The organism is Granulibacter bethesdensis, from assembly GCF_001889545.1.
GTDB lineage: Bacteria > Pseudomonadota > Alphaproteobacteria > Acetobacterales > Acetobacteraceae > Granulibacter > Granulibacter bethesdensis_B.
On record NZ_CP018194.1, the window covers coordinates 2,075,194 to 2,097,047 of the forward strand.

The 21,854-nt window shown below is 53.8% G+C and carries 17 protein-coding genes; 8 read left to right on the forward strand and 9 right to left on the reverse strand.

All coding sequences use genetic code 11. The features are described 5' to 3' along the window. Positions 1-17 precede the first annotated feature (17 nt). A complete protein-coding gene (locus GbCGDNIH8_RS09485; RefSeq protein WP_072572983.1) occupies positions 18-1,664 on the reverse strand; it encodes a trimethylamine N-oxide permease in 1,647 nt (548 codons plus the stop codon). Between the two features lie 177 nt (positions 1,665-1,841). Beyond that, positions 1,842-2,978 carry a helix-turn-helix transcriptional regulator gene (locus tag GbCGDNIH8_RS09490; RefSeq protein ID WP_072572984.1) on the reverse strand — a complete coding sequence of 379 codons (1,137 nt, stop codon included), beginning with the start codon at positions 2,976-2,978 and terminating at the stop codon, positions 1,842-1,844. Positions 2,979-3,129: 151 nt separating this feature from the next. Here GbCGDNIH8_RS09490 and GbCGDNIH8_RS09495 point away from each other — a divergent pair, with 151 nt between their 5' ends. The 6 genes from GbCGDNIH8_RS09495 to GbCGDNIH8_RS09520 are packed head-to-tail and all read left to right on the forward strand — an operon-like array spanning position 3,130 to position 10,559. Then, complete coding sequence (locus GbCGDNIH8_RS09495) at positions 3,130-5,412, forward strand: DUF1989 domain-containing protein (RefSeq protein ID WP_253736008.1); 2,283 nt, start codon at positions 3,130-3,132, stop codon at positions 5,410-5,412. A 32-nt stretch (positions 5,413-5,444) separates the two neighbouring features. Continuing rightward, on the forward strand, positions 5,445-6,806 hold the full coding sequence (locus tag GbCGDNIH8_RS09500; protein ID WP_072572985.1) for an NAD(P)-binding domain-containing protein: 1,362 nt from the start codon (positions 5,445-5,447) through the stop codon (positions 6,804-6,806). Further along, positions 6,803-7,912, forward strand: a complete 1,110-nt coding sequence (locus GbCGDNIH8_RS09505; RefSeq protein ID WP_072572986.1) for an aminomethyl transferase family protein — start codon at positions 6,803-6,805, stop codon at positions 7,910-7,912. Before GbCGDNIH8_RS09500 ends, GbCGDNIH8_RS09505 begins: the two co-directional genes overlap by 4 nt. A gap of 18 nt (positions 7,913-7,930) precedes the next feature. Beyond that, positions 7,931-8,500, forward strand: a complete 570-nt coding sequence (locus GbCGDNIH8_RS09510) for a dimethylamine monooxygenase subunit DmmA family protein (protein WP_072572987.1) — start codon at positions 7,931-7,933, stop codon at positions 8,498-8,500. After that, positions 8,497-9,471, forward strand: coding sequence for a PDR/VanB family oxidoreductase (locus tag GbCGDNIH8_RS09515; RefSeq protein WP_072572988.1), 975 nt, complete (start codon positions 8,497-8,499; stop codon positions 9,469-9,471). Before GbCGDNIH8_RS09510 ends, GbCGDNIH8_RS09515 begins: the two co-directional genes overlap by 4 nt. A gap of 29 nt (positions 9,472-9,500) precedes the next feature. Next, positions 9,501-10,559 (forward strand): heme-dependent oxidative N-demethylase family protein, encoded by a 1,059-nt coding sequence (locus tag GbCGDNIH8_RS09520; RefSeq protein WP_072572989.1) that lies wholly within the window; start codon positions 9,501-9,503, stop codon positions 10,557-10,559. A gap of 47 nt (positions 10,560-10,606) precedes the next feature. Here the strand turns inward: GbCGDNIH8_RS09520 and GbCGDNIH8_RS09525 are convergent, their stop codons facing one another. From GbCGDNIH8_RS09525 to urtA, 7 genes are read right to left on the reverse strand one after another with little or no spacing between them, the layout of a single operon-like run. Then, positions 10,607-10,942 carry an FmdB family zinc ribbon protein gene (locus GbCGDNIH8_RS09525; RefSeq protein WP_072572990.1) on the reverse strand — a complete coding sequence of 112 codons (336 nt, stop codon included), beginning with the start codon at positions 10,940-10,942 and terminating at the stop codon, positions 10,607-10,609. An 11-nt stretch (positions 10,943-10,953) separates the two neighbouring features. Next, positions 10,954-12,186, reverse strand: coding sequence for a formamidase (gene fmdA, locus GbCGDNIH8_RS09530; RefSeq protein ID WP_072572991.1), 1,233 nt, complete (start codon positions 12,184-12,186; stop codon positions 10,954-10,956). 44 nt (positions 12,187-12,230) lie between these two features. Beyond that, complete coding sequence (gene urtE, locus GbCGDNIH8_RS09535) at positions 12,231-12,920, reverse strand: urea ABC transporter ATP-binding subunit UrtE (protein WP_072572992.1); 690 nt, start codon at positions 12,918-12,920, stop codon at positions 12,231-12,233. 11 nt (positions 12,921-12,931) lie between these two features. Then, on the reverse strand, positions 12,932-13,678 hold the full coding sequence (gene urtD / locus GbCGDNIH8_RS09540) for an urea ABC transporter ATP-binding protein UrtD (protein WP_072572993.1): 747 nt from the start codon (positions 13,676-13,678) through the stop codon (positions 12,932-12,934). A 14-nt stretch (positions 13,679-13,692) separates the two neighbouring features. Further along, positions 13,693-14,838 carry an urea ABC transporter permease subunit UrtC gene (gene urtC / locus GbCGDNIH8_RS09545; RefSeq protein WP_072572994.1) on the reverse strand — a complete coding sequence of 382 codons (1,146 nt, stop codon included), beginning with the start codon at positions 14,836-14,838 and terminating at the stop codon, positions 13,693-13,695. A gap of 14 nt (positions 14,839-14,852) precedes the next feature. Beyond that, complete coding sequence (gene urtB / locus GbCGDNIH8_RS09550) at positions 14,853-15,779, reverse strand: urea ABC transporter permease subunit UrtB (protein WP_072572995.1); 927 nt, start codon at positions 15,777-15,779, stop codon at positions 14,853-14,855. Between the two features lie 38 nt (positions 15,780-15,817). After that, complete coding sequence (gene urtA / locus GbCGDNIH8_RS09555) at positions 15,818-17,101, reverse strand: urea ABC transporter substrate-binding protein (protein WP_072572996.1); 1,284 nt, start codon at positions 17,099-17,101, stop codon at positions 15,818-15,820. Between the two features lie 216 nt (positions 17,102-17,317). On the opposite strand from urtA, the gene GbCGDNIH8_RS09560 reads away from it, so the two are divergent. Both GbCGDNIH8_RS09560 and GbCGDNIH8_RS09565 read left to right on the forward strand, forming a co-directional pair. Next, the gene (locus GbCGDNIH8_RS09560) at positions 17,318-20,824 is read left to right on the forward strand and encodes a hybrid sensor histidine kinase/response regulator (protein ID WP_072572997.1); all 3,507 of its coding nucleotides are present in this window, start codon (positions 17,318-17,320) and stop codon (positions 20,822-20,824) included. Further along, positions 20,821-21,741, forward strand: a complete 921-nt coding sequence (locus GbCGDNIH8_RS09565) for a response regulator transcription factor (RefSeq protein ID WP_072572998.1) — start codon at positions 20,821-20,823, stop codon at positions 21,739-21,741. The genes GbCGDNIH8_RS09560 and GbCGDNIH8_RS09565 overlap by 4 nt, the downstream gene beginning before the upstream one ends. Positions 21,742-21,854 lie beyond the last annotated feature (113 nt).

Genomic DNA, 21,854 nt, shown 5'->3' on the forward strand with positions numbered 1-21,854 from the left:
CCTGGCGATAGCCGGGATCAGACAGACAGCAGCCGCCCGACAATCACCGCCAGCACACCGCCCAGCAAAGCCAGATAAGGCAGCAGACCGGCACGGCTTTCCACGCCTTCCTCTTTCTCCATATGCAGATCCTTGATCGCCGCCTCGGGAAAGACGCCCTTATCCTGCACATAATGACGGAACAGGAAGACCGGGATAATCATCGCCGCAACGATGATACCGGTCAGCAAGGTTCCACTGCCCCATACATTGGCCCCCATCCCCATCAGGAAAGCGTTGACGAAACCCAGCACCGCCCCCGTGCCCAGCAGCCAGCCGGGGCATTTAAACGGACGGGCCAGAAGCGGACGATCAATCCGGTGCAGCCAGCCTGCATTGAGATTCATGAAGCTGAAAATGATATAGCCGACATTGGAAGCCGCCAGCACGAATACGTTATCGCTCAGCAGCAGCAACAGCATGTTGAAGCAGAGATCCGTCCACATCGCATGGGTCGGCGCACCATGATGGTTCACGTGCGACAGATAGCGCGGCAGCCAGCCATCGACCGATCCCTGATACAGCGTGCGCGACGATCCGGCCATGGCCGTCATGATCGATAGCAGCAAAGTCAGCACAAGCATGACAACGATGATATTCAGCACCACTCCCTGCGCCCCGATCATCGCCGCCATGGCACGGCCAACCCCCATGCCACTGTAAATATCTGGTGCCAGCATGCCATCCAGCCCAAGAGCGCCCTGGAAAGCCAACGGAACCAGGGTGAACACCACCAGACAGAGCAGACCGGAAAAGAAAATCGCCTTGAACGTATCCGTGCTGGGATTACGGAATTCCCGCGTGTAGCAAACAGCGGTTTCAAACCCGTACGTGGACCAGGCCGCAATAAACAAGCCTCCCGCCATCAGCGAGAGACCGGCCATGTCCCAATGTCCGGCCACAACCTTGCCCGCCGCATCATGCGCCAGAGGCACAAAAGGCGTGAAATGGCTGGCCGGCATATCCCCGGTCAGCAGCGGTACCAGCCCGATGATCAACAACGGCAACAGGGACACCACCGCAAAAATCATCTGGATACGGGCAGAGGCCAGAATACCGCGATGCTGGATAGCAAACACACACAGCATCAGCACAGCAGCAAGCCCAAAAGTGGCGTTGATCCGGATCGTCAGACCATCCTTGATCATCCCCAGATCAAACAGGGTCCATTGCCAGCTGTTCACCACACTATCCGCCGGAAACAGTACGGACAGAATATAGCCAGCGCCCAGTGACGTGCCGATGGCCAGCACCGGCGACCATGCGAACCAGTTACACCAGACCGAAAGCGGCGCGATCAGCTTGCTGTAGCGCACCCAGGCCACAGCACCATAAACGGATGCCCCACCTGATTTTTCCGGGAAAAGCCCGGCAATTTCCGCATAGGTGAAAGACTGCAGAAATCCGAACAGGATTGAAATAATCCAGATTGCCCAGGAAGGATTACCAACCGTCGCGGCAATCGAGCCGATCGTGAACAGAACCAGCGCAGGCACACCGCTGGAAACCCAGAACGCATCTACCCATGTCAGTGAACGGACCAGCTCATTACTGGTCTTTGTCACCGTCTCGCCTACTGCCTTACCGCCCGCAGGCAATGCGATATCCAAAGCACCTTCACTCATGACGCCCCTCCATACTCATAAGGTCATGACGTGGCTTTTCCCGGCGGTGATGCCTGACACCCTTCAGGATGCGATCACCTTAATTTTCTTGGTAGGAAATATTATTTCTAAAATCGTAACCTGATCAAAACCGATGTGCAAGCGGACAAATCAGGCTCAAGGCAGGGGAAAGACAAATTAATCCGCTTTTTTTGCTTTTTGACGGCTGCGGGAAGCCGCTGTCACGGTGCGCACCACTTCCTCTGGCTCATCCAGTAAAGGACTGAACAACGCGACCAGCGCACGTTCCGATGTCACATTCGCTTTTCGATAAAGCCGAAGTTTATAGTTTTTGACAGTCCCTTTTCCGATACCGAGACTCTGCGCAATCTCCCCGGTTGAGCGGCGCTGTAAAATCAAGGTCAACAGGGAGCGCTCCCTGCCCGTCAGCATGGCGATATCCGGCAATGGAAAAGAAGCATGTTCCACAGGTGCCGTATCCTGCACCGGTTTGCTCAGCAATACGATTCCACGCCCACCCGGTGCCAGGGAAAAATCCTTGTCGAAACAAGCCACTTGAACATGGTACTTCTCATCGAAAGGAAAAAGTCCGGGCCTGTCAGGCAAAGCGGCGCAGTCATTGAGATCCGGCGATAAACGAGCCGCCTGCCGCCAGGCCGCGTTGGCAAAAACCGGCACACCGACACGATCGAGAATCAGCAAAGGGTCAGTATGCAGATGGCTGGAGCCACGATGGGCCGTCTCCACGGCCTTTTCTTCTCCAAACATGCGCGCCAGGTGAATCCGGTGCAAAGCCTCCAGAACCGGGAAAAGAGCCTCGGCCGCCTGCCTGTCCTGATCACTGAAGCGTCCCTCTGCCAAAACCAGAAACAGCACAATGCAGGCCCGACCGGCAGAAGGCAGAAACACGCCCATCTCATCACTGACACGCACCCGTGGGGCATAAACGTCCCCATAGACCGTGCTGTCAGGCCCCAGGACCTGCCGCAGAACATACACGCCAGGCTGATGATGACGCGCCCAGTGCTGAGCAAAAGGATCAGCGTGATGATACTGCGTCAGGTAAAATTCACGGATATGGACCGGTACGTTCACCGTATGCACCACATCCTGCCGTGAATGCGCCGTATAGCGGATGATCCAGGCATTATCGTGTCCGATCACAGCACGCAGCAGATCGAGCAAAACCTCATAAAATCGGCGGCTGCCGACCTTTCTGATCGTTACGGCCAGTTCCCTGCAGAATGCCTCCTGGCCGAGCATAACCCGTGCCGGGAACACAAATGCCTGCTTGCCAGCGTCATGATTGCCCAAAATTGATCCCCACTCCGGCGATACAAAGCGCATTTGCCTGAAAAATAGACATCTATCCGTCTTTGTAGTGCCACTTGGCACTATTGTGAATGGACGTGCCAGGCAATTACCTTTCCTACAAGACAACATTACTGAACAGAGGAAATGTTCCTTGGACATCTTTCCTACTGATACACCAACTCCTAGCAGAAGCAGTGCCATTCTGCGTGGCGGGCAATGGACAGTGCTGACAATACCGGCTGGCGGTTCGCTCATGCTGGTCAATATCGAAGGCGGCCAGACAGTCGATCTGTATTGCCTTTCAGCAGCGGCCCTCATTCTGCCGGACGATGCCAGCGTTTCTCCTTCTCCGGAAAAACTGGCGGGTCTGGTGAGTGCGAAGGAACGCGTCGGCACAGCACTGGCCCCCTATACAGATGCCGAACTGGCCATCATGGGATGGAGGCTGTTTGACGACGGCACGACAGATAAGACCAGCCTGATTGTCACCGCACGCCATGACGCAATCTGTGTCCTGGTATCAGATAAAACTGTGATGACACCAGACAGCCACAATACAACAACAGATATTGCCATCCATATTACACAGGCTGAAACAGCGCGACCACTTCCCGCACCACTGGCGCCGGTCAAGGCCGAAATTCATATTCCACCCGCCAGCGCACGCGCCTACACCGTCAAGGCTGGTGACTACATACAGATTATCGACGTACAGGGTAAACAATGCTCTGACTTCCTGGCTTTTGATGCACAGGCGCTCAAAAATGGCGATCTGAACGGGCTGGATGCCGCGGTGACACGCACCTTCACCGGAGTTGCCAATCCAAGCCCCGGCATCCATGCGCGATACTTCGATCGGACCATGAAGCCGCTGGTGGAGATCGTACAGGATACAGTCGGGCGGCATGATGCATTCCTGCTGGCCTGTAACGCGCGATATTATGAAACACAGGGCTATCCCGGACATACCAACTGCACTGATAATTTCAATGCAGCCCTTCAGGATCATGGAATCAAACCTCAGATAACCTGGCCTGCCATCAATTTCTTTTTCAATACACAGGTGAATGCTGACGGGACCATCTCTCTGGAAGAACCATGGTCAAGGCCGGGTGATTACGTACTGCTGCGCGCCATGACCGATCTGGTCTGTGCCAGCTCCGCGTGCCCTGACGATATAGACCCGGCCAATGGCTGGACGCCTACTGATATCCATGTGCGCCTATACGATGCCTCCGCACAGTTTTCCAAAGGAAGCGGCCATCGCATCACGCGCTATACGGAGGCACGATTGACAAGAGAATCAGGTTTCCATAGCCGCACATCGCCTCTTGCAAAGGAGATGATCGACTATCAAGGTTTCTGGCTTCCACGGGAATACAGCGGCAGCGGAGCCATTGAAGAGTACTGGGCCTGCCGGGAAAAAGCCGCCCTGTTCGATCTGACGGCCCTCAGAAAATTCGAAATCACAGGGCCCGATGCAGAGAGACTTCTGAACTATGCCGTTACACGCGACATCAGCAAGCTTTCCATAGGGCAAATCGTCTATACAGCGCTTTGTCATCCGCATGGCGGCATGATCGACGATGCCACCGTATTCCGCATGAGCCAGCACACATTCCGTCTGATCTGTGGCCGGGAATGGTGCGGCACCTGGCTGCGTATGCTGGCCAGTGAAAAAGAGTTCAAAGTCTGGGTCAGAAGCTCAACAGACCAGCTTCACAATATCTCCCTGCAGGGACCGCTGAGCAGAACGATCCTCAGCCCAGTTTTTAGTCCCTATCTGACTCAGCCTGATGCAAAAGAACTGAAATGGTTTCACTTTTCGACTGGCATGCTGGGAAAAGATGAGGCTTGTCCCGTCATGATTTCCAGAACTGGTTACACCGGAGAATTGGGATACGAGATTTTCTGTCATCCGAAACATGCTGCCTCTGTCTGGGACGTCGTAATAGAAGCCGGCAAAAATCATGGTCTGAGGCCAGCGGGGCTGGATGCCCTGAATATACTGCGTATCGAAGCGGGGCTGGCCTTTGCCGGATACGAATTCTGCGATCAGACCGATCCGTTCGAGGCAGGAATAGGCTTTGTCGTCAGTCAGAAGAAACAGAGCGATTATATCGGTAAAGCTGCCCTTATGGAACGTGGCACCGCGTATCGAAACAGGCTGGTAGGGCTTGTAATCGACGGCAATGACACCGTTTTTCATGGCGATGGCGTTTACAACGGAATGGCACAGGTTGGCGTCATCACCAGTCCGGTGTTTTCCCCGATCCTTGGTTCCCAGATTGCATTGGCACGAATTGATCCGTCACTTGCCGCATCTGGAACCCGCATTGAGATCGGGAAAGATAACGGCATGCAGCTGCGTATTCCGGCCCATGTCGTAGCATTTCCTCACTACGATCCTCAAAAAACAAAAGTGCGCTCCTGACTGTTTTTATGATCCAAAAACGGAGGTTAACCATGAGAAAAAAAATTGCCATTATCGGGGGTGGCCCAAGTGGCCTTGCTTTTCTCCGCGCCATGGAAAGCGCCCGTAAAGCAGGGGCTGAGGTGCCAGAGTATGTCTGTTACGAGAAACAGGCAGATTGTGGTGGGCTCTGGAACTATACATGGCGCACCGGTCTGGATGAATTCGGTGAACCGGTACATGGCAGCATGTATCGTTTTCTGTGGTCAAACGGACCGAAAGAATGTCTTGAATTCGCAGATTATTCGTTTGAAGAGCATTTTGGTCGCGCCATTCCATCCTATCCACCGCGTGCTGTCCTGCATGATTATATCAAAGGACGGATTGAAAAATCAGGCGTCAAGCAATTCATCAAGTTCCATCATGCGGTCAAATGGATTGATTACGACCAGGAAAGCCACACCTTTTCTGTAACAGTCAAGGATTTGAAAGCAGATACGCTCAAGACCGATACGTTTGACCACGTCGTCATTGCGACCGGACATTTTTCTGTTCCAAACGTACCCTATTTCGAAGGCTTCGAGAGCTTCCCAGGTCGCATTATGCATGCACATGACTTCCGGGATGCCAATGAATTTGTTGGCAAAGACATTCTGATGGTCGGAAGCTCCTATTCAGCAGAAGACATTGGAACACAGTGTGCGAAATATGGCTGCCGCTCGGTGACGTTCAGCTATCGCACCCGCCCGATGGGATTTCAGTGGCCGGAAGGATTTGAAGAAAAGCCTCTTCTGACTAATGTAAAAGGCAACATCGCTTATTTCAAAGATGGAACCTCCAAAAAGGTAGATGCTATCATCCTATGCACAGGATACCAGCATTCATTTCCTTTCCTGCCTGATTCCATGCGTCTGAAAACAAATAATCGTCTCTATCCGCTTCATTTGTATAAAGGCATTTTCTGGCAGGATAATACAGATCTCATTTATATTGGTATGCAGGATCAGTATTACACCTTTAATATGTTTGATGCACAAGCGTGGCTGGCGCGGGATGCTATTCTTGGACGCTATATCCTTCCTGATGAAGCTGCACAGGATGCCGACATAAAATACTGGAGAGCAATGGAAGAAAAAATTGAAAACCCTTACCAGGCGATCGATTTCCAGACTGAATATGTCCGAGATCTGCTATCATTGACGGATTACCCTCATCTTGATGTCGACCGGATTGCAGCTCTGTTCAAGGAATGGGAGCATCATAAGGAGGAAGGGATCATGACGTATCGTGATCGCAGCTATCCCTCCACCCTGACTGGCACCATGGCGCCAAGCCATCACACAAAATGGATGGATGCCAAAGATGACAGCATGGAAGCGTTTCTCAATCAGCCCCGTCTGGAGGCCGCAGAATGACCATTTCATACCCGGAACGCCACTCCGCCCTTACCAGCCGTCATGTGGCACTCGGATCAAAGATGGATGCATCCTGGAATGGGATGCCTATCCCTCAGACTTATGCATCCGATCCTTATGATGAGACCGTTCTTGTCAGAACAAAAGCAGGGCTTTTTGATGTCACGGCATTGCAGATCATCAATGTCTCCGGCCCTGATGCACTGACTGTTCTGAACAATCTGGTGACATCAGATCTTGCAAAAATTTTGCCGGGTAACTCCCTGATTACCAGTATTGTCAATGATGACGGTGGCATCATTGATGACGTCATTATCTATGTTGATAGCAAGACTGAGTTTCGTGTTTCTCACGGCGGCGGCACACTTGAGCCGGTGCTCATGAAGGACATTGCCGGTCATGATGTGGTTGCTCAGCGCGATGACGATGTCCACATCCTCTCGCTGCAAGGCCCCCTTTCGGGAAATATTCTCCAACCCCATACAGAATTGCCTCTATCTTCGCTGTCCTATTTCTCTCATGCCCCAACAACCCTGTTCGGAAAACCGGTCAGGATTGCACGTGGCGGGTATTCCGGAGAAACTGGATACGAAGTGTTCTGCACTTCAGAAGAAGCAGGTCCAATCTGGGACATGATTCTGGAGGCTGGAAAATCCTATGGCGCGACTCCGGTCAGTTGGTCCTGCCTTGATATCGTCCGCCTTGAGGGAGGGTTGCTGTTTTTCCCTTATGACATGCCTGCGGAGAATACGACTCCATGGGAGGTCAATATGGGATGGTCCGTTGACCTTCAAAAACCGGCTTTTCGTGGCAAGAAAGCACTGGAAACATTACGCGGCCAGGAACGCAGCACGATTATCGGTCTGGAAGTGCTCAGCAAGGAAGCAGCCGAGCCCGGCACTCCCATTTTCCATGATGGTGTTCAAGTCGGACAGGTCACCAGCAGTATCTTCAGCCAGTATCTGATGAAATCGCTGGCCATTGCCACGATTAAACCCTCCCTGTCTGCCCTCGGCACCTTGGTATCTGTAGGAGAATCAGCACAAGCAAATATCGTTCGCATGCCATTCTATGATCCCATGCGACTGAGAACCCATCCACGATAAAAAGGGAGAGCGGCAGACATGCTTCTCAGTAAGCCAGTCTATAAGGATCTGAAAATTGATCCGACAGGAAGCAGACATTTGTTTGTTTTTGACAGGTCTGCCGCTCAATGGAGAAACAGACCTGATATCTGCCCTTATTCCTGCTTTTACGTGATGCCTGACAGCCGCATCATTCCGGAACAGGCACCGGATGCAGAGACAAGCAGTCTCTGCCTTCCATTCCGCTCTGAGACCCAGCTTCTGATCTATCTTGAATCTCATCTGAGAACAGAAACCATGGGCCTGAGACTCTACGCAGCTGGTCAGGAGAGTTTCATATGGGATTGTTACCGCGTAGCTCAGCAGGCCGGTATGACGCGCCCGGAAATTCATCTGACCGTGTCTGGAGAAGTCAGCAGGCGGGTTTACTGCGTTCACTGCCAGACCATCAATCATGGCGCAAAAAGCACGCTTATCCAATGTGATGGCTGCAACGCGACTCTTTTTGTACGTGATCATTTCTCGCGTGAGCATGGCGCCTATATGGGTTTTCAGGTTGATGCTGAAAATCCCGGCGAAATTCCCTCGGCCGAGGCACTTTCCCTATGACAGACAACAAAAATACCCCTCGTCAAATAGACGTCAGGCTGTCTGACATAGAGCCACTTTCTCCCACTTTAAAACGCCTGACTTTTGTTCCGATAGGTACGGCTGCTTTTCCTGTCATCCCGACGGGCAGTCATGTCATTGTATCGATACCGGGCAGCAGACGGACTCATAAAAACGCTTACTCCCTGATCGGACCGGCAGACAAGACAGATGCCTATCAGATTGTTGTTCGAAAAGTGGATAAAAGCCGTGGTGGTTCAAGCTGGATTCATGAACAGGCCAAAGTAGGCGACAGGCTCCAGATCAGTTGGCCATCCAGCCTGTTTCCCCTTTCCAACATAGCGTGTCATCACCTTCTGATCAGCGGCGGAATCGGGATTACCCCGATCCTGTCGCATCTGCATGCCCTGACTGCCCGTGGTGCATCGTTCAGCCTGCATCATGCCTGCAAAGCTGAAGACAGGGATGCCTTCCTGACCCTGCTGGCCCCTTTCCATGGTCACGACATCACCCTTTACGTGGCCGACGATCCATCATCCTCCCGACTGGATCTTCAGGCTGTGATGGGCAGACAGCTTTTGGGCACCGTTCTTTACACATGCGGTCCGCAAAAACTGACGAATGCCATCATGGAGACAGGCCGTGCACTCGGCTGGCCTGCGTCAAGCCTTCAGACTGAGAGTTTCGGTGGAGCTCGGGCTGGTACAGCCTTTACCCTGCATGCACTCCGATCGGACAAAATCATTCTTGTCGATGAAGAGAGCAGCATTCTGGAGGCTCTGGAAGGGGCTGGTATCGAGCCAACCTATCTCTGCCGTGGGGGAGCCTGTGGTCAGTGCCTGACCAGTGTCATTGATGGCATTCCAGAACATCGCGACGATTTTCTGGATGAGCAGGAACGTGCCACAAACAAAAAAATCATGATCTGTGTTTCAAGGGCATGCAGTCCCTCTCTGACCCTTGATATTTGATCCACCTGCGAAAGAAGGGATTTCCTGTCATGACCGTTCAGTTCAAGCCAGACGAAACATTCCGGGGTGATTACAACTTCAAAAACAGCGATGAGGCGATACTAAGCTTCCCATTTCCGTTTCCTGAAGATGAATACATGTATTCGATGAATGCCGAACCACATGTCAAAGCCGGACCATCCCCATCCTATCACCATGCATTCGATATTGATGAGCATTACATCGCTGAATGCAGGGAACGCGCAATCATTCTTGAGCAAGACCCGAAACGCTGTCAGGTCATGCCGCATCTTCAGATTGCCGAATGGGATACGCTTGAACTCCTGATGGATTCTCTGTCTACCGACTACCCTCAATGGTTCAGCTTAACAAAAGACAGTGATAAATGGTGCTGGATCAATCGTCTGTTGGCGATTGAGCAGAACTTCATCTTTGGCGATACGTCTACGCTTCCTTTGCCGCCCTTCGAGTATATTACAAGACAGGTTCAAGGAGATTTTACCCTTCAGGATCAGCGGGAGAACAATCTGTTCATTGAAGGGGGAATGGTAACCTCACAGGCGGACTGGTCTCTCAATTTTGACAAGGGCATGAGCTTCCATGAATGGCATGCGCCTGTGCCATTAGCCCATGATATGGGGGTCTTTGATCGAGCTCTCAAATTTCTGCTCAAGCTGCAATATGGGCAGCCTGTGCGCCGTCTGAACTGGACTTTGACTGTCAATCCACGTCTCGATGTCTCACCGGAGAATTATGCGATCTGGGGTCCGGATCGCATGACGGTTACGCCTGACAATGTAAGACAGAAAGTGCATCTTCGTGTTGAGCTGCAAAGTCTGTTCCGCCTGCCACGCAGCAATGCTATTCTGTTTTCCATTCGAGGCTATCTGGCAAGTATAGAAGAAATTCAGCGCGTTCCCAAATGGCGGCGTCGACTGCATCGTGTGATACGGGATTTAAACCCTTCGATCCGAACCTATAAGGGCTTCTCCCGCTACTACGATACAGTGGTTGCAGCTCTGGCGTCAGGAGATGATGGATTACCGACATCGTCAGGCATTCAGCCTGATATTGACAGGCTTTCGTAACAGAAAAGGCCCTGCTCTAAAGAGCAGGGCCTTTTTAAATAGAAACCTTAGTGACTGATCATCCAGGGCCGTTGGGCAGGAAAACTTTTGGCGGCTGGCGGTGAGTCCGCCGTCAGTTTCGATTTTCCCTTCTTTGTGCTACAGCACGAGCATCCGGATGGATGACTCCCACGTGATCGGCGTGGAGCGTGGGCACTGCGTTCATTGGTAGCAAAGGCAGTTCGTCGGGCAGAATCCATAGCTGCAAAAGAGGGTGCGCTCAACAAAACACGCGGTGCAGAGGTGCCGCAATCCGGGCAGCACGCTGGCTGCTCGAACTCCGACATTGGACGCATCACGGTAAAGACGCCGCATGACTCACAATGATAGTCATAGACTGGCATGAGAGACTTCCTTACAGATCCTGCGCAATCGGCATATCCACCAGACCAGGTGTTACACCACCACTTGGACCATCAGCACCCGGATTGATATCAAAATCAAAAATTTCGGTGGGTACCCAGAGCGTTGCACAGGAATTGGGAATATCGACCACTCCGCTGATATGCCCCTGCACCGGCGCGGTGCCCAGAATTGAATATCCCTGTGCACCGGAATATCCAAATTTCTTCAGATATTCTATGGCATTAAGGCATGCCTGACGATAAGCAACATTGACATCGAGGTAATGCTGCTCACCTTGTTCATCGACCGAAATACCCTCAAATATCAGATAGTCGTTGTAAACAGGCTTGATAGGGCTTGGTTTGAAGATCGGATTTTTGATTCCGTATTTTGCCATCCCGTCCTTGATCAGATTCACACGCATATGAATCCATCCGGGCATCTCGATAGCGCCGCAGAAGGTAATTTCACCATCGCCCTGGCTGAAGTGAAGATCACCCACGGACAAACCTGCCCCCGGAACGTAGACCGGGAAGAAAACCCGAGCTCCTCGGGACAGATCCTTGATGTCGCAATTACCACCATGTTCACGCGGAGGAACAGTGCGGGCACCATTGGCCGCAGCGGCATCGCGCGCCTCACCTTTTAAGCGTCCCATATGGGCTGTCGGCTCAAAAGGCGGATTGGCCAGAGGTGGCACACGGGTCGGGTTGGTCGCGATCAGCGCTTTCTCGCGCGCATTCCATTTTTCCAGCAGATCGGGAGATGGCAGACAGCCGATCAGACCAGGATGAATCAGGCCTGCATAATTCACGCCTGGAACATGGCGGGAAGAGGCAAACATACCATGAAAATCCCAGATTGATTTCTGAGCTAATGGAAAATGATCAGTCAGAAAGCCGCCGCCATTTTTTTTGGAGAAAAACCCGTTAAAGCCCCACGCATTATGCGGGAATGCACCGATATCCAGAAAATCGACCACCAGAAGGTCACCCGGCTGCGCCCCCTCGACACCGATCGGGCCACTGAGATAATGCACAGTTGTCAGATCGACATCCCGGACATCCTCGGCTGAGTCATCGTTTTTAATGAATCCACCCGTCCAGTCATAGCATTCGACGATAAAATCATCTCCTGGCTTGACTGTGGCGACCATTGGAATGTCATGATGCCACCGATTATGCACCATATCATTGCTGATAGCCGGTTGTGACAGGTCGATTTTAATGATCGTGTCAGTCATGGCATCATCCCGTTAAGCGATGGTTGAGTTTTTCAGAAATATTTCTATACAGCCAGGAAGCGGCCGACTTTTTCCTGATCCAGATTATCCTTTGTATCCTGATGAACAATCTTGCCGCCTTCGATTACCATGATCCGATCGGCCACATCCAGTGCAAAGGACAGAACCTGTTCAGAGACAAAAATTGAAAGCCCTTTCTGGTCACGTATTCTACGCAGTGTTCTGGCCATTTCCAGAATAATGGAAGGCTGGATACCTTCGGTCGGTTCATCCAGAAGCAGAACCTTCGGCTCAGTTGCCAGAGCACGGGCAATGGCAAGCTGTTGCTGCTGGCCTCCAGAAAGGTTGCCGCCGCGACGACGGCCCATTTCTTTCAGAACAGGGAAAAGTTCATATAAATCCGACGGTATTTTGGATTTTCCCCTGACAAAAAGACCTGTTTCAATGTTTTCTGTCACAGTCATCGTCGAAAAAATCATACGCCCCTGGGGAACATAAGCAATCCCGGTTTTGACACGCCGATGGCTTTTCATCGTCGTAATATCAGCACCATCCAGCATGATCTGACCACCGCTGCCGGGAACCATCCCGATCAGCGATTTCATCAGTGTCGATTTTCCCATCCCATTGCGACCGACAATGGCCACAATTTCTCCGGCACCAATATCAAGATCAATCCCGTGCAGAACTTCGCTCTGGCCATATGACACGCGCAATTCATGTGTGGTCAGCATAGCGTGTCTCCTCAATGTCCCAGATAGACTTCAATGACTTTTGGGTCATTCTTCACATGCGCCATGGTTCCGTCTGACAGAACCTGTCCCTGATGAAGAACCGTTACTTTATGGGCAATGTCCTCCACAAAACCCATATCATGCTCGATAACCAGCACAGAGCGACCTTCAATGATCCTGTGCAGAAGCTCAGCGGTTTTCTGTCGCTCGGCCACGCTCATGCCTGCAACCGGCTCATCAAGCATGAGAAGCTCAGGATCCTGAATCAGCAGCATTCCTATTTCCAGCCATTGCTTCTGACCATGGCTTAGATATTCGGCCCGTTCATGCAGACGATCCTGAAGGAAAATCATCTCGCTGATTTCTTCAATTCTGGAATGCACTTCAGCATCACAGCGGAAGCTTAATGCCCCGAACACAGATCGGCCACGCGGATAGGAAATCTCAAGATTCTCAAAAACCGTGAGATCCTCATAAATCGATGGATTCTGGAATTTGCGTCCTACTCCGGCACGAACAATCTGATGCTCCTTCATGGTGGTCAGTTCATGATTACGGAATCTTATCGACCCTGAGGATGCTTTTGTTCGTCCACAGATGAGGTCAAGAACTGTAGTTTTTCCTGCTCCATTGGGACCAATAATCACACGGATTTCATTGCGATCAACGTAGAAGGACAGATCATTAACGGCCTTGAAACCATCAAATGAAACGGTCAATCCCTCAACCGCCAGAAGAAAATCTGTTTCTGATGACATGACAGCTTTCTCCCTTACTTCACAACCGCAGGCGTATCGGTCGAAGAAAGTGCTTCTTTTGCCGCGCTATTCTGTCTGTTACCCATGCCGAGCAGGCGGCTGACATACGGATCGAGATAGCTGCGATACAATCCGGCCAGACCGTTGGGGAACACCATTGTCACAATGATGAACAATGCACCCATTGCAAACAGCCAGGCATTGGGGAACGCTTCTGACAGGCTGGACCGGGCCCAATTCACCAGCAAGGTTCCATACAGCGCACCCAGCAGAGATGTACGCCCACCCACAGCCGCGAAAATCACCATTTCGATAGAAGGAACGATCCCGACAAAGCTCGGTGACATGAAGCCGACCTGCAGGGTGAACATTGCGCCACCCACCCCGGCCAGAGCCGCTGCAACACAGAAGGCAAAAATCTTGAAACTCGCAACGTCATACCCCGAGAAGCGTACCCGATCCTCCCGATCCCGCATTGCCAACAAAATACGGCCAAGCTTTGATCGCCGGATAAACTGAAGCAGAATCAGACTGCCCAGAAGCAGGCCGCAGCAGACGAAATACAGCACGTTTCTGGCATGATCCGTGCGAATATCCCAACCATGAAAGCTGCGCAGATCGGTGATTCCATTGACACCACCGGTATAACCCTGCTGGCCAATGATCAGAATGGTCAGTATGGCGGCAATGGCTTGCGTGATGATGGCGAAATATGTGCCGCCTACTCGCCGCCGGAACATGGCGACTGCGATCACCAGCGCCAGCACCATTGGCACCGCAGGGACTGCAAAAATGGTAAAGGCAAGGCTGTGAAACGGCTTCCAGAACCATGGCAGGGACGTAATCTGGTTCCAGTCCATGAAATCAGGAATACCTGGTGTAGACTGGATTTTGGTTGCTTCCGGCGTCGATGATTCCAGCTTCAGATACATGGCCATGCAGTAGCCACCGAGACCAAAAAATACGCCCTGACCAAGACTGAGAATACCTGCATCACCCCAGCAGAGCACCAGACCGAGCGCCACGAAACCATAGGTCAGATACTTGCCGAACAGGTTCAGTCGAAAGGTATCTAGGCAAAGCGGAAAGACAACAAGGATCAGCAGGGCAAACAGGCCGATACACAGAATATCTTTGCGATTGAGGAAACTGCTGTTCATGTGAAATATGCTCCTCAGCGCCGAACCTTGAGAACAAACAGACCCTGCGGACGGATCATCAGAATGATGATGACCGACAGCAGCACGATCACCTGCGCCATTGAGCCACTGAGGAAGAATTCCAGCGTGGACCGCGCCTGGGAGATCGTGAATGCGGAGGCAATCGTACCGAGCAGGCTCGATGCACCGCCAAAAACCACGACAAGGAATGTATCGACGATATAAAGCTGACCGGCTGTCGGGCTGGTGGACCCGATCATGGTGAACGCGGCCCCGGCCACACCCGCGATGCCACAGCCGAGGCCGAAGGTCAGACGATCGACTTTTTCCGTGTCGATCCCGACCGCCGCCGCCATCGGACGGTTCTGCACCACGGCCCGCACCTGCTTACCCCAGCCAGAGCGGAACATCAGCAGATAGACCCCGACCGTGATCAATGTGGTCAGCCCCATCACCAGCAAACCGTTAATGGGGATCTCGATGCTTTCAGACAGATGGGTTGCCCCCATCATCCATTCCGGCAGATTGACGCCGACTTCACGCGCACCGAAAACCGAACGATAGATCTGCTGCATGATCAGGCTGAGGCCCCATGTCGCCAACAGACTGTCAAGCGGTCTTTTGTAGAGATGGCGTATCATCAGCCATTCCACAAGCATCCCGGCAAGGCCGGAGGCACAGAAAGCCAGGACGACAGCAATAGGAAAGTAGATTGCAAACGCCCCTGGGATAAACTGAGAAAAAAGCTCCGACGTCAGATAGGTTACATAAGCACCAAGGATCATGAACTCCCCGTGCGCCATATTGATGACGCCCATCTGGCCAAAAATAATGGCCATGCCGAGCGCCATCAGCACAAAGACAGAGAACAGGATAAGCCCGGAAAATCCCTGCATGACAAAGATAGAACCGAGTTCACTTATCGAGTAGCCACCCATCAACCTGTCCTCCGTTTCACTGCCTCATCCAGCCAGGTTTCTCACTGATATCCTTTGGGGAACGGATCGGGCTTGATCAGCTCCGGTGTTTCCCACACCACCTTGAACTGTCCGTCCAGTTGGGCCTGCCCGACCCGTGTACGGCTCCAAAGATGATGATTGGGATCAATCTTGACGTAACCTTCGGGCGCGGTTTTCAACTCAAGACCGGGCGAGGCCGCAACGACCTTGTCCACATCGAAACTGCCTGCTTTTTCGCAGGCCATTTTCCACAGGAATGGCCCAAGATAGGCGGCCTGCGTCACGTCACCGATCACGCTTTTCGGTCCATAGGCTTCCTTGAAAGCGGCAACGAATTTCTCGTTGTTGGGGTTCTTCAGGGACTGGAAATACTTCATGCAGGAATAGGCCCCGGCGATATTTTCGCCGCCAATGCCGAGCACTTCGTCTTCCGTTACCGAAATGGTCAGCACAGTCTGCTTGTTCAGATCAATGCCAGCCGCTTTCAGCTGCTTGTAGAATGCGACATTGGACCCGCCGACCACGGCAGCATAGATGACATCCGGCTTTTTCAGGCGGAATTTGTTGATCACAGAATTGAACTGGGTGTGACCAAGCGGAAAATAATCCTCGCCCACCACCTTACAGCCGGACAGGTGATTTTCGATGTGTTTGCGCGCAATTTTCATCGATGTACGCGGCCAGATGTAATCGGAGCCAATAAGGTAGAAGGTTTTTGCTCCCTTCACCTTGTTAACCCAGTCCAGCCCGGCCAGAATCTGCTGTGTTGCTTCCTGCCCGGTGTAAAAAACATTCTTGGACTGCTCCAGGCCTTCATAGAAGGTGGGGTAATACAGCAACCCGTTATACTGTTCGAACACTGGCAGCACCGCCTTGCGGGAGGCAGATGTCCAGCAGCCGAAAACTGCGGCGCACTTGTCGTTCACCAGCAGCTTACGGGCTTTTTCAGCAAAAGTCGGCCAGTCACTGGCACCGTCCTCCTGAATATACTTGATCTGCCGGCCCAGCACGCCACCCGCCGCGTTGATCTGGGAAATGGCGAGTTTCTCCGCCTCGATGGAGCCGGTTTCGCTGAGCGCCATGGTGCCGGTGGAGGAATGCAGAATGCCCACTGTCACCGCATCATCGGTCACAGCCAGACCGGTCTTGTCGATCGCGGCGGTGGCGGGCTTGCCATCCGCCCATGACGTGCCGGGCAGCATGGCAGCGGCCGGCAACGCGGCCATGCCCTGCAACAGGCGGCGACGCAAGCCGGAACGGGGAGCGCCCATATCGGAGGGGTCAAAGGGAGAATGATCGGCCATATGTTTTGTCCTGACGGTCATGTCGGAGGAAAAAAAACGTTTCCGCTTCGAGATATACTGATCCGTTCGGACGCCAATCATGGATACGTCATATGACGTATGGCAGTGCAAAGGGGATCAAAGGGACACTTCCCCGCCATAAAGGGGCCATACGGTGGCGAAAATGGGAAAAGGTCAGGCGAAAAAACCGGGCCGGTATGGCATGCTGCCTCCGACATGACACAAAGACCGCTCCCTGAATCGCCGGAAGGCAGCCCCTGGATTTCCCGCCAGCGGATTGTCCGCATCCGCCGGGATTATAATCGCTGGGTCGCCGATGAAACGCTGGAAGATTATGCGCTGCGCTTTACAGCAAGGCGCGCCCGGCGCTGGAGCGGCCTGCGCATTGCCAATACCGCGCTCAGTGCTATCTCCTTCCTCGCCCTGGAGGCCATTGGCGGCACGATCACGGTCGGATACGGCTTCACCAATGCCGTCAGCGCCATTTTCGCGGTCGGCCTGCTGATTTTCCTGGCCGGACTGCCAATCAGCCTGCAGGCAGCCCGGGCCGGGGTCGATATCGATCTGCTCACCCGTGGCGCAGGGTTCGGCTATATCGGCTCCACCATCACCTCGCTGATCTATGCCAGTTTTACCTTCCTGTTCTTTGCACTGGAAAGCGTCATTCTGGCCTCGATGCTGAAAATCTGCTTCGGCATTCCGCTGTATGCGGCCTATCTGATCTGCTCCGTCATCGTGATCCCGGTGGTGGCACGCGGTATTTCCGCCATCAACCGGGTCCAGCTCTGGACACAGCCTTTATGGCTGTTACTGCATTGTCCCCCTTTCATCGCCATTGCGCTCAACGGCCGCGACATTCTGGGTCTCTGGAGTGGTTTTGAGGGAATTTCACCGCTCTCCCACATGGCCAACGGCACAGGATTTGACTGGCTGAGCTTTGGTGCCGCGGCCTCAATTATCATGTCCCTGATTACGCAGATCGGAGAACAAGTCGATTATCTGCGCTTTATCCCGGCAGAGACACGCGAACAGCACAGGCTGCGCTGGACGCTGACGGTGCTGGCAGGCGGGGCCGGATGGATTTTCCCCGGCATGCTGAAAATGCTGGCGGGGTCATTTCTGGCGGTGTTCGCCATCCATGCCGGCATTCCCGCCATGGAAGCCATTCAGCCAGCCTGGATGTACCGGATCGCTTTCGGCTCGCTGGGCCTGCATCCGGCAGCCGCACTGTTTCTGGCGGCGCTGTTCGTGTTCATCTCCCAGTTCAAGATCAACGTGACCAATGCCTATGCAGGCTCCATCGCATGGTCGAATTTCTTTTCCCGCCTGACCCATGCTCATCCGGGACGGGTGGTATGGCTGATCTTCAACATTGCCATTGCGCTGGCATTGATGGAGCTGGGTGTATTTCAGGCCATCGAAGCCACGCTGCATAATTACTCCAGCATCGCCGCCGCCTGGATGGGGGCTCTGGTTTCCGATCTGACGATCAACCGGGCATTGGGACTGGCTCCTCGACAGATCGAGTTCAAACGCGCCCATCTGCCGGACGTTAATCCGGTCGGAGTTGGCGCCATGCTGACTGCCATTACAGTTTCTCTCTGCGCTCAGGCCGGGTGGTTCGGCGTGGCGGCTGGGGTGTTCTCACCCTTTCTCGGCTTTGCAACCGCGTTTGTGACAGCGCCTGTGATCGCATGGGCAACAGGAGGTAAAACCTATCTGGCGCGCAAGGCCCGACGGAGCTGGGCGCATCTCCAAAGCCTGCATTGCGTGGTCTGCGAAAATGACTTTGAACCGGAGGATTCGGCCTATTGCCCCGCTTATGGCGGCGCGATCTGTTCGTTGTGCTGCTCCCTCGACGCACGCTGCGATGATCTCTGCAAGAAACCGGAGACAAGGCTGTCAGTGCAGTGGCACCGCATCCAACAATGGCTTACCCCCACCCGCCTGCAACCTGTGCTGGACAGTCTGGGAGGACGCTACTGCATTGTCTTTGCGATGCTGGGAGGCAGCACCGGCCTGATGCTGCTGGGGATTTATCACCAGACTGTTTCCGGCGCGACCCGGACGGACCCCCTGTTACGCAGTGCTTTCTGGCAGGCATGGTGCGTCATGCTGTTGATTTCCGGCATTGCCGCGTGGCTGCTGGTTCTGGCGCTTCAAAGCCGGCGCGTCGCACGGGAGGAAAGCCGCCGTCAGACCGCACTGCTGATGAACGAGATCCGCGCCCATCGCCGCACCGACGCCAAGCTGCAGAAAGCAAAGGAAGCTGCGGAATCCGCCAACCTCGCCAAAAGCCGTTTCGTCGTCGGGGCCAGTCATGAACTGCGTTCCCCCCTGAATGCGATTCTCGGCTATGCGCAGTTGATGGATGGGGATGAAACCCTGCCCCCCAAATGGAAGCGCGCCATCGGCATCATGCGCCGCAGCGGAGAACATCTGGCCGGTCTGATCGAGGGATTACTGGATATCTCGAAAATCGAGGCCGGACGGATCGATGTGGCCCGCGATGCCGTCAGGCTCGGTGATTTTCTGGACCAGATTGTCAGCATGTTCCGCATTCAGGCGGAAGCGAAAGGCATCGACTTCATCTTCGACCGCCCGGAAACACTGCCCGCCCAGGTCTATACCGATGAACGCAGATTGCGGCAGATTCTGATCAATCTGCTGTCCAATGCAATCAAGTTCACGCGCTATGGACGGGTCACATTCCGTGTGCGGTGGCGCAGCCAGATTGCCGATCTCGACATTACCGATACCGGAATCGGCATTGACGGGCAGGAACTGGAACGGATTTTCGAGCCGTTCCACCGCACATCCGGAGCCCTGCATGCCAGCATGCCCGGAATCGGGCTGGGGCTGACGATTACCAAACTGCTGGTGCAGATTCTGGGCGGCGACATCACCGTGCAGTCAAAGCTGGGCGAAGGCAGTACGTTCCGCATCCGCCTGATGCTTTCCGAAGTGCGGCAGAGTACGGAACCGGCGCTGGAGGCGCCTCAATCCACATCCACCGCGCTTGCCTCAACGCTACGTGCGGGCCTGACGGCGATCATCACCGATGATGACCCGGTTCATCGTGATATGATGAGCGATATTCTGGCACCGCTGGGAATCACCGCGATGCATGCTGTCAACGGTCAGGCCTGTCTTGATCTGGCCGAAGAGCAAAGGCGCGCCGGCAATGTGATTGCCCTGTTCCTGCTTGACATCCAGATGCCTGGCCTGAATGGATGGGAAGTCGCCCGTTATTTGCGTGAAGCGGGTTTCAGTGAAGCAACCATTCTGATCATCTCCGCCAATTCTGGCGCCATCAGCGGCGGCAGCATGGCTGGTGATCATCATGACGGTCTGCTGAGCAAGCCGGTCGATATCAGCCTGCTGTATGCGTTTCTGCATCAACGCCTGAAACTGCAAACAAAAACGCCGCTCATAACCCAGCCATTACCGGTGATTCCTCCTCCTGCCCAGCCGCAGGATCAGGGTCTGACCACACTGGATACCAAACAGCGTGAGGAATTGCGCCAGCTTCTCACCATCGGATACATGCGCGGCCTGCGCGACAAAATGGAGGATATCGCCACGACCCACCCGGATACCCGCACCGACATCGACCGGCTGCGTCATCTGGCGGATCAGTTCGATCTCAGCGGCCTGTCAGCCCTGCTGGATCATGCCCCGGCAGGATCGTCCCCTCTTCTTTCAGACAGCAACGCTCCATGACACCACGCGACATCGTCCTGCTGGTCGATGATACACCAGGCAGTCTCTCAGTCCTGCATGATGCGCTGGATATGGCCGGCTATACCGTTCTGGTTGCACAATCCGGTCAGGCTGCCCTGACGCTGATGGAACAGGTCACACCCGATATCATTCTGCTGGATGCCGTCATGCCGGGCCTGGATGGGTTTGAAACCTGCCGCCGCCTGAAACAGCATCCAACCCATGCCATCATCCCCGTGATTTTCATGACCGGGCTGACCGATACCAAACATGTGGTGCAGGCTCTGCAATGCGGCGGGGTAGATTATGTAACCAAACCTGTCTCACCGGAACAGGTGCTGGCCCGCATTACCGTACATCTCGGCAATGCCCGTCTGATGCAGAGTGCCCATGTCGCACTTGATCGTGCCGGGCGCTATCTGTTTGCCGTCGATGCCAGCGGACATATTGCATGGAGCACCCCACAGGCGGCTCTTCTGCTGGGTGCTTCGGATGGCAGGCCGGTCCTGCCTGCGTTTCTGCTGCCCTGGATCACCGAATGCGCCAGCGGCGAAGCGATGACCGGCAGCCGCCGGGTTGTTGCGGAAAACCGGCTTTCTCCTGAAGGCACCGGATCGCGGGAGGTAGAGATCGTATTCTTCGGCACTTCCCGCGATGACGAGATCCTGATGCGTCTGATCATCAACGATCCAGCCGAGGAGCAGACCATCCTGCGTCAGCGTCTGCCCGTAACCGCACGGGAGGCTGAAGTTCTGCTATGGATCGGTCGGGGCAAGCAGAACCGCGACATTGCCGACATTCTGGGCCTGAGTCCGCGCACCGTGAACAAGCATCTGGAACAGATCTACACCAAGATCGGGGTCGAAAACCGGGCCGCAGCCGCAGCCGTTGTCATGAAATTGCTGGCCTCCCGCTGACGATTTTTTATTTTTCCAAAACCGGCCGAGATCAATAAGCAGAATAACGTATCCCCTCCCGTTAAACAGCGGGGCAGCATGCATTATCACATTCTGTCGCGGGGAACAGGCTC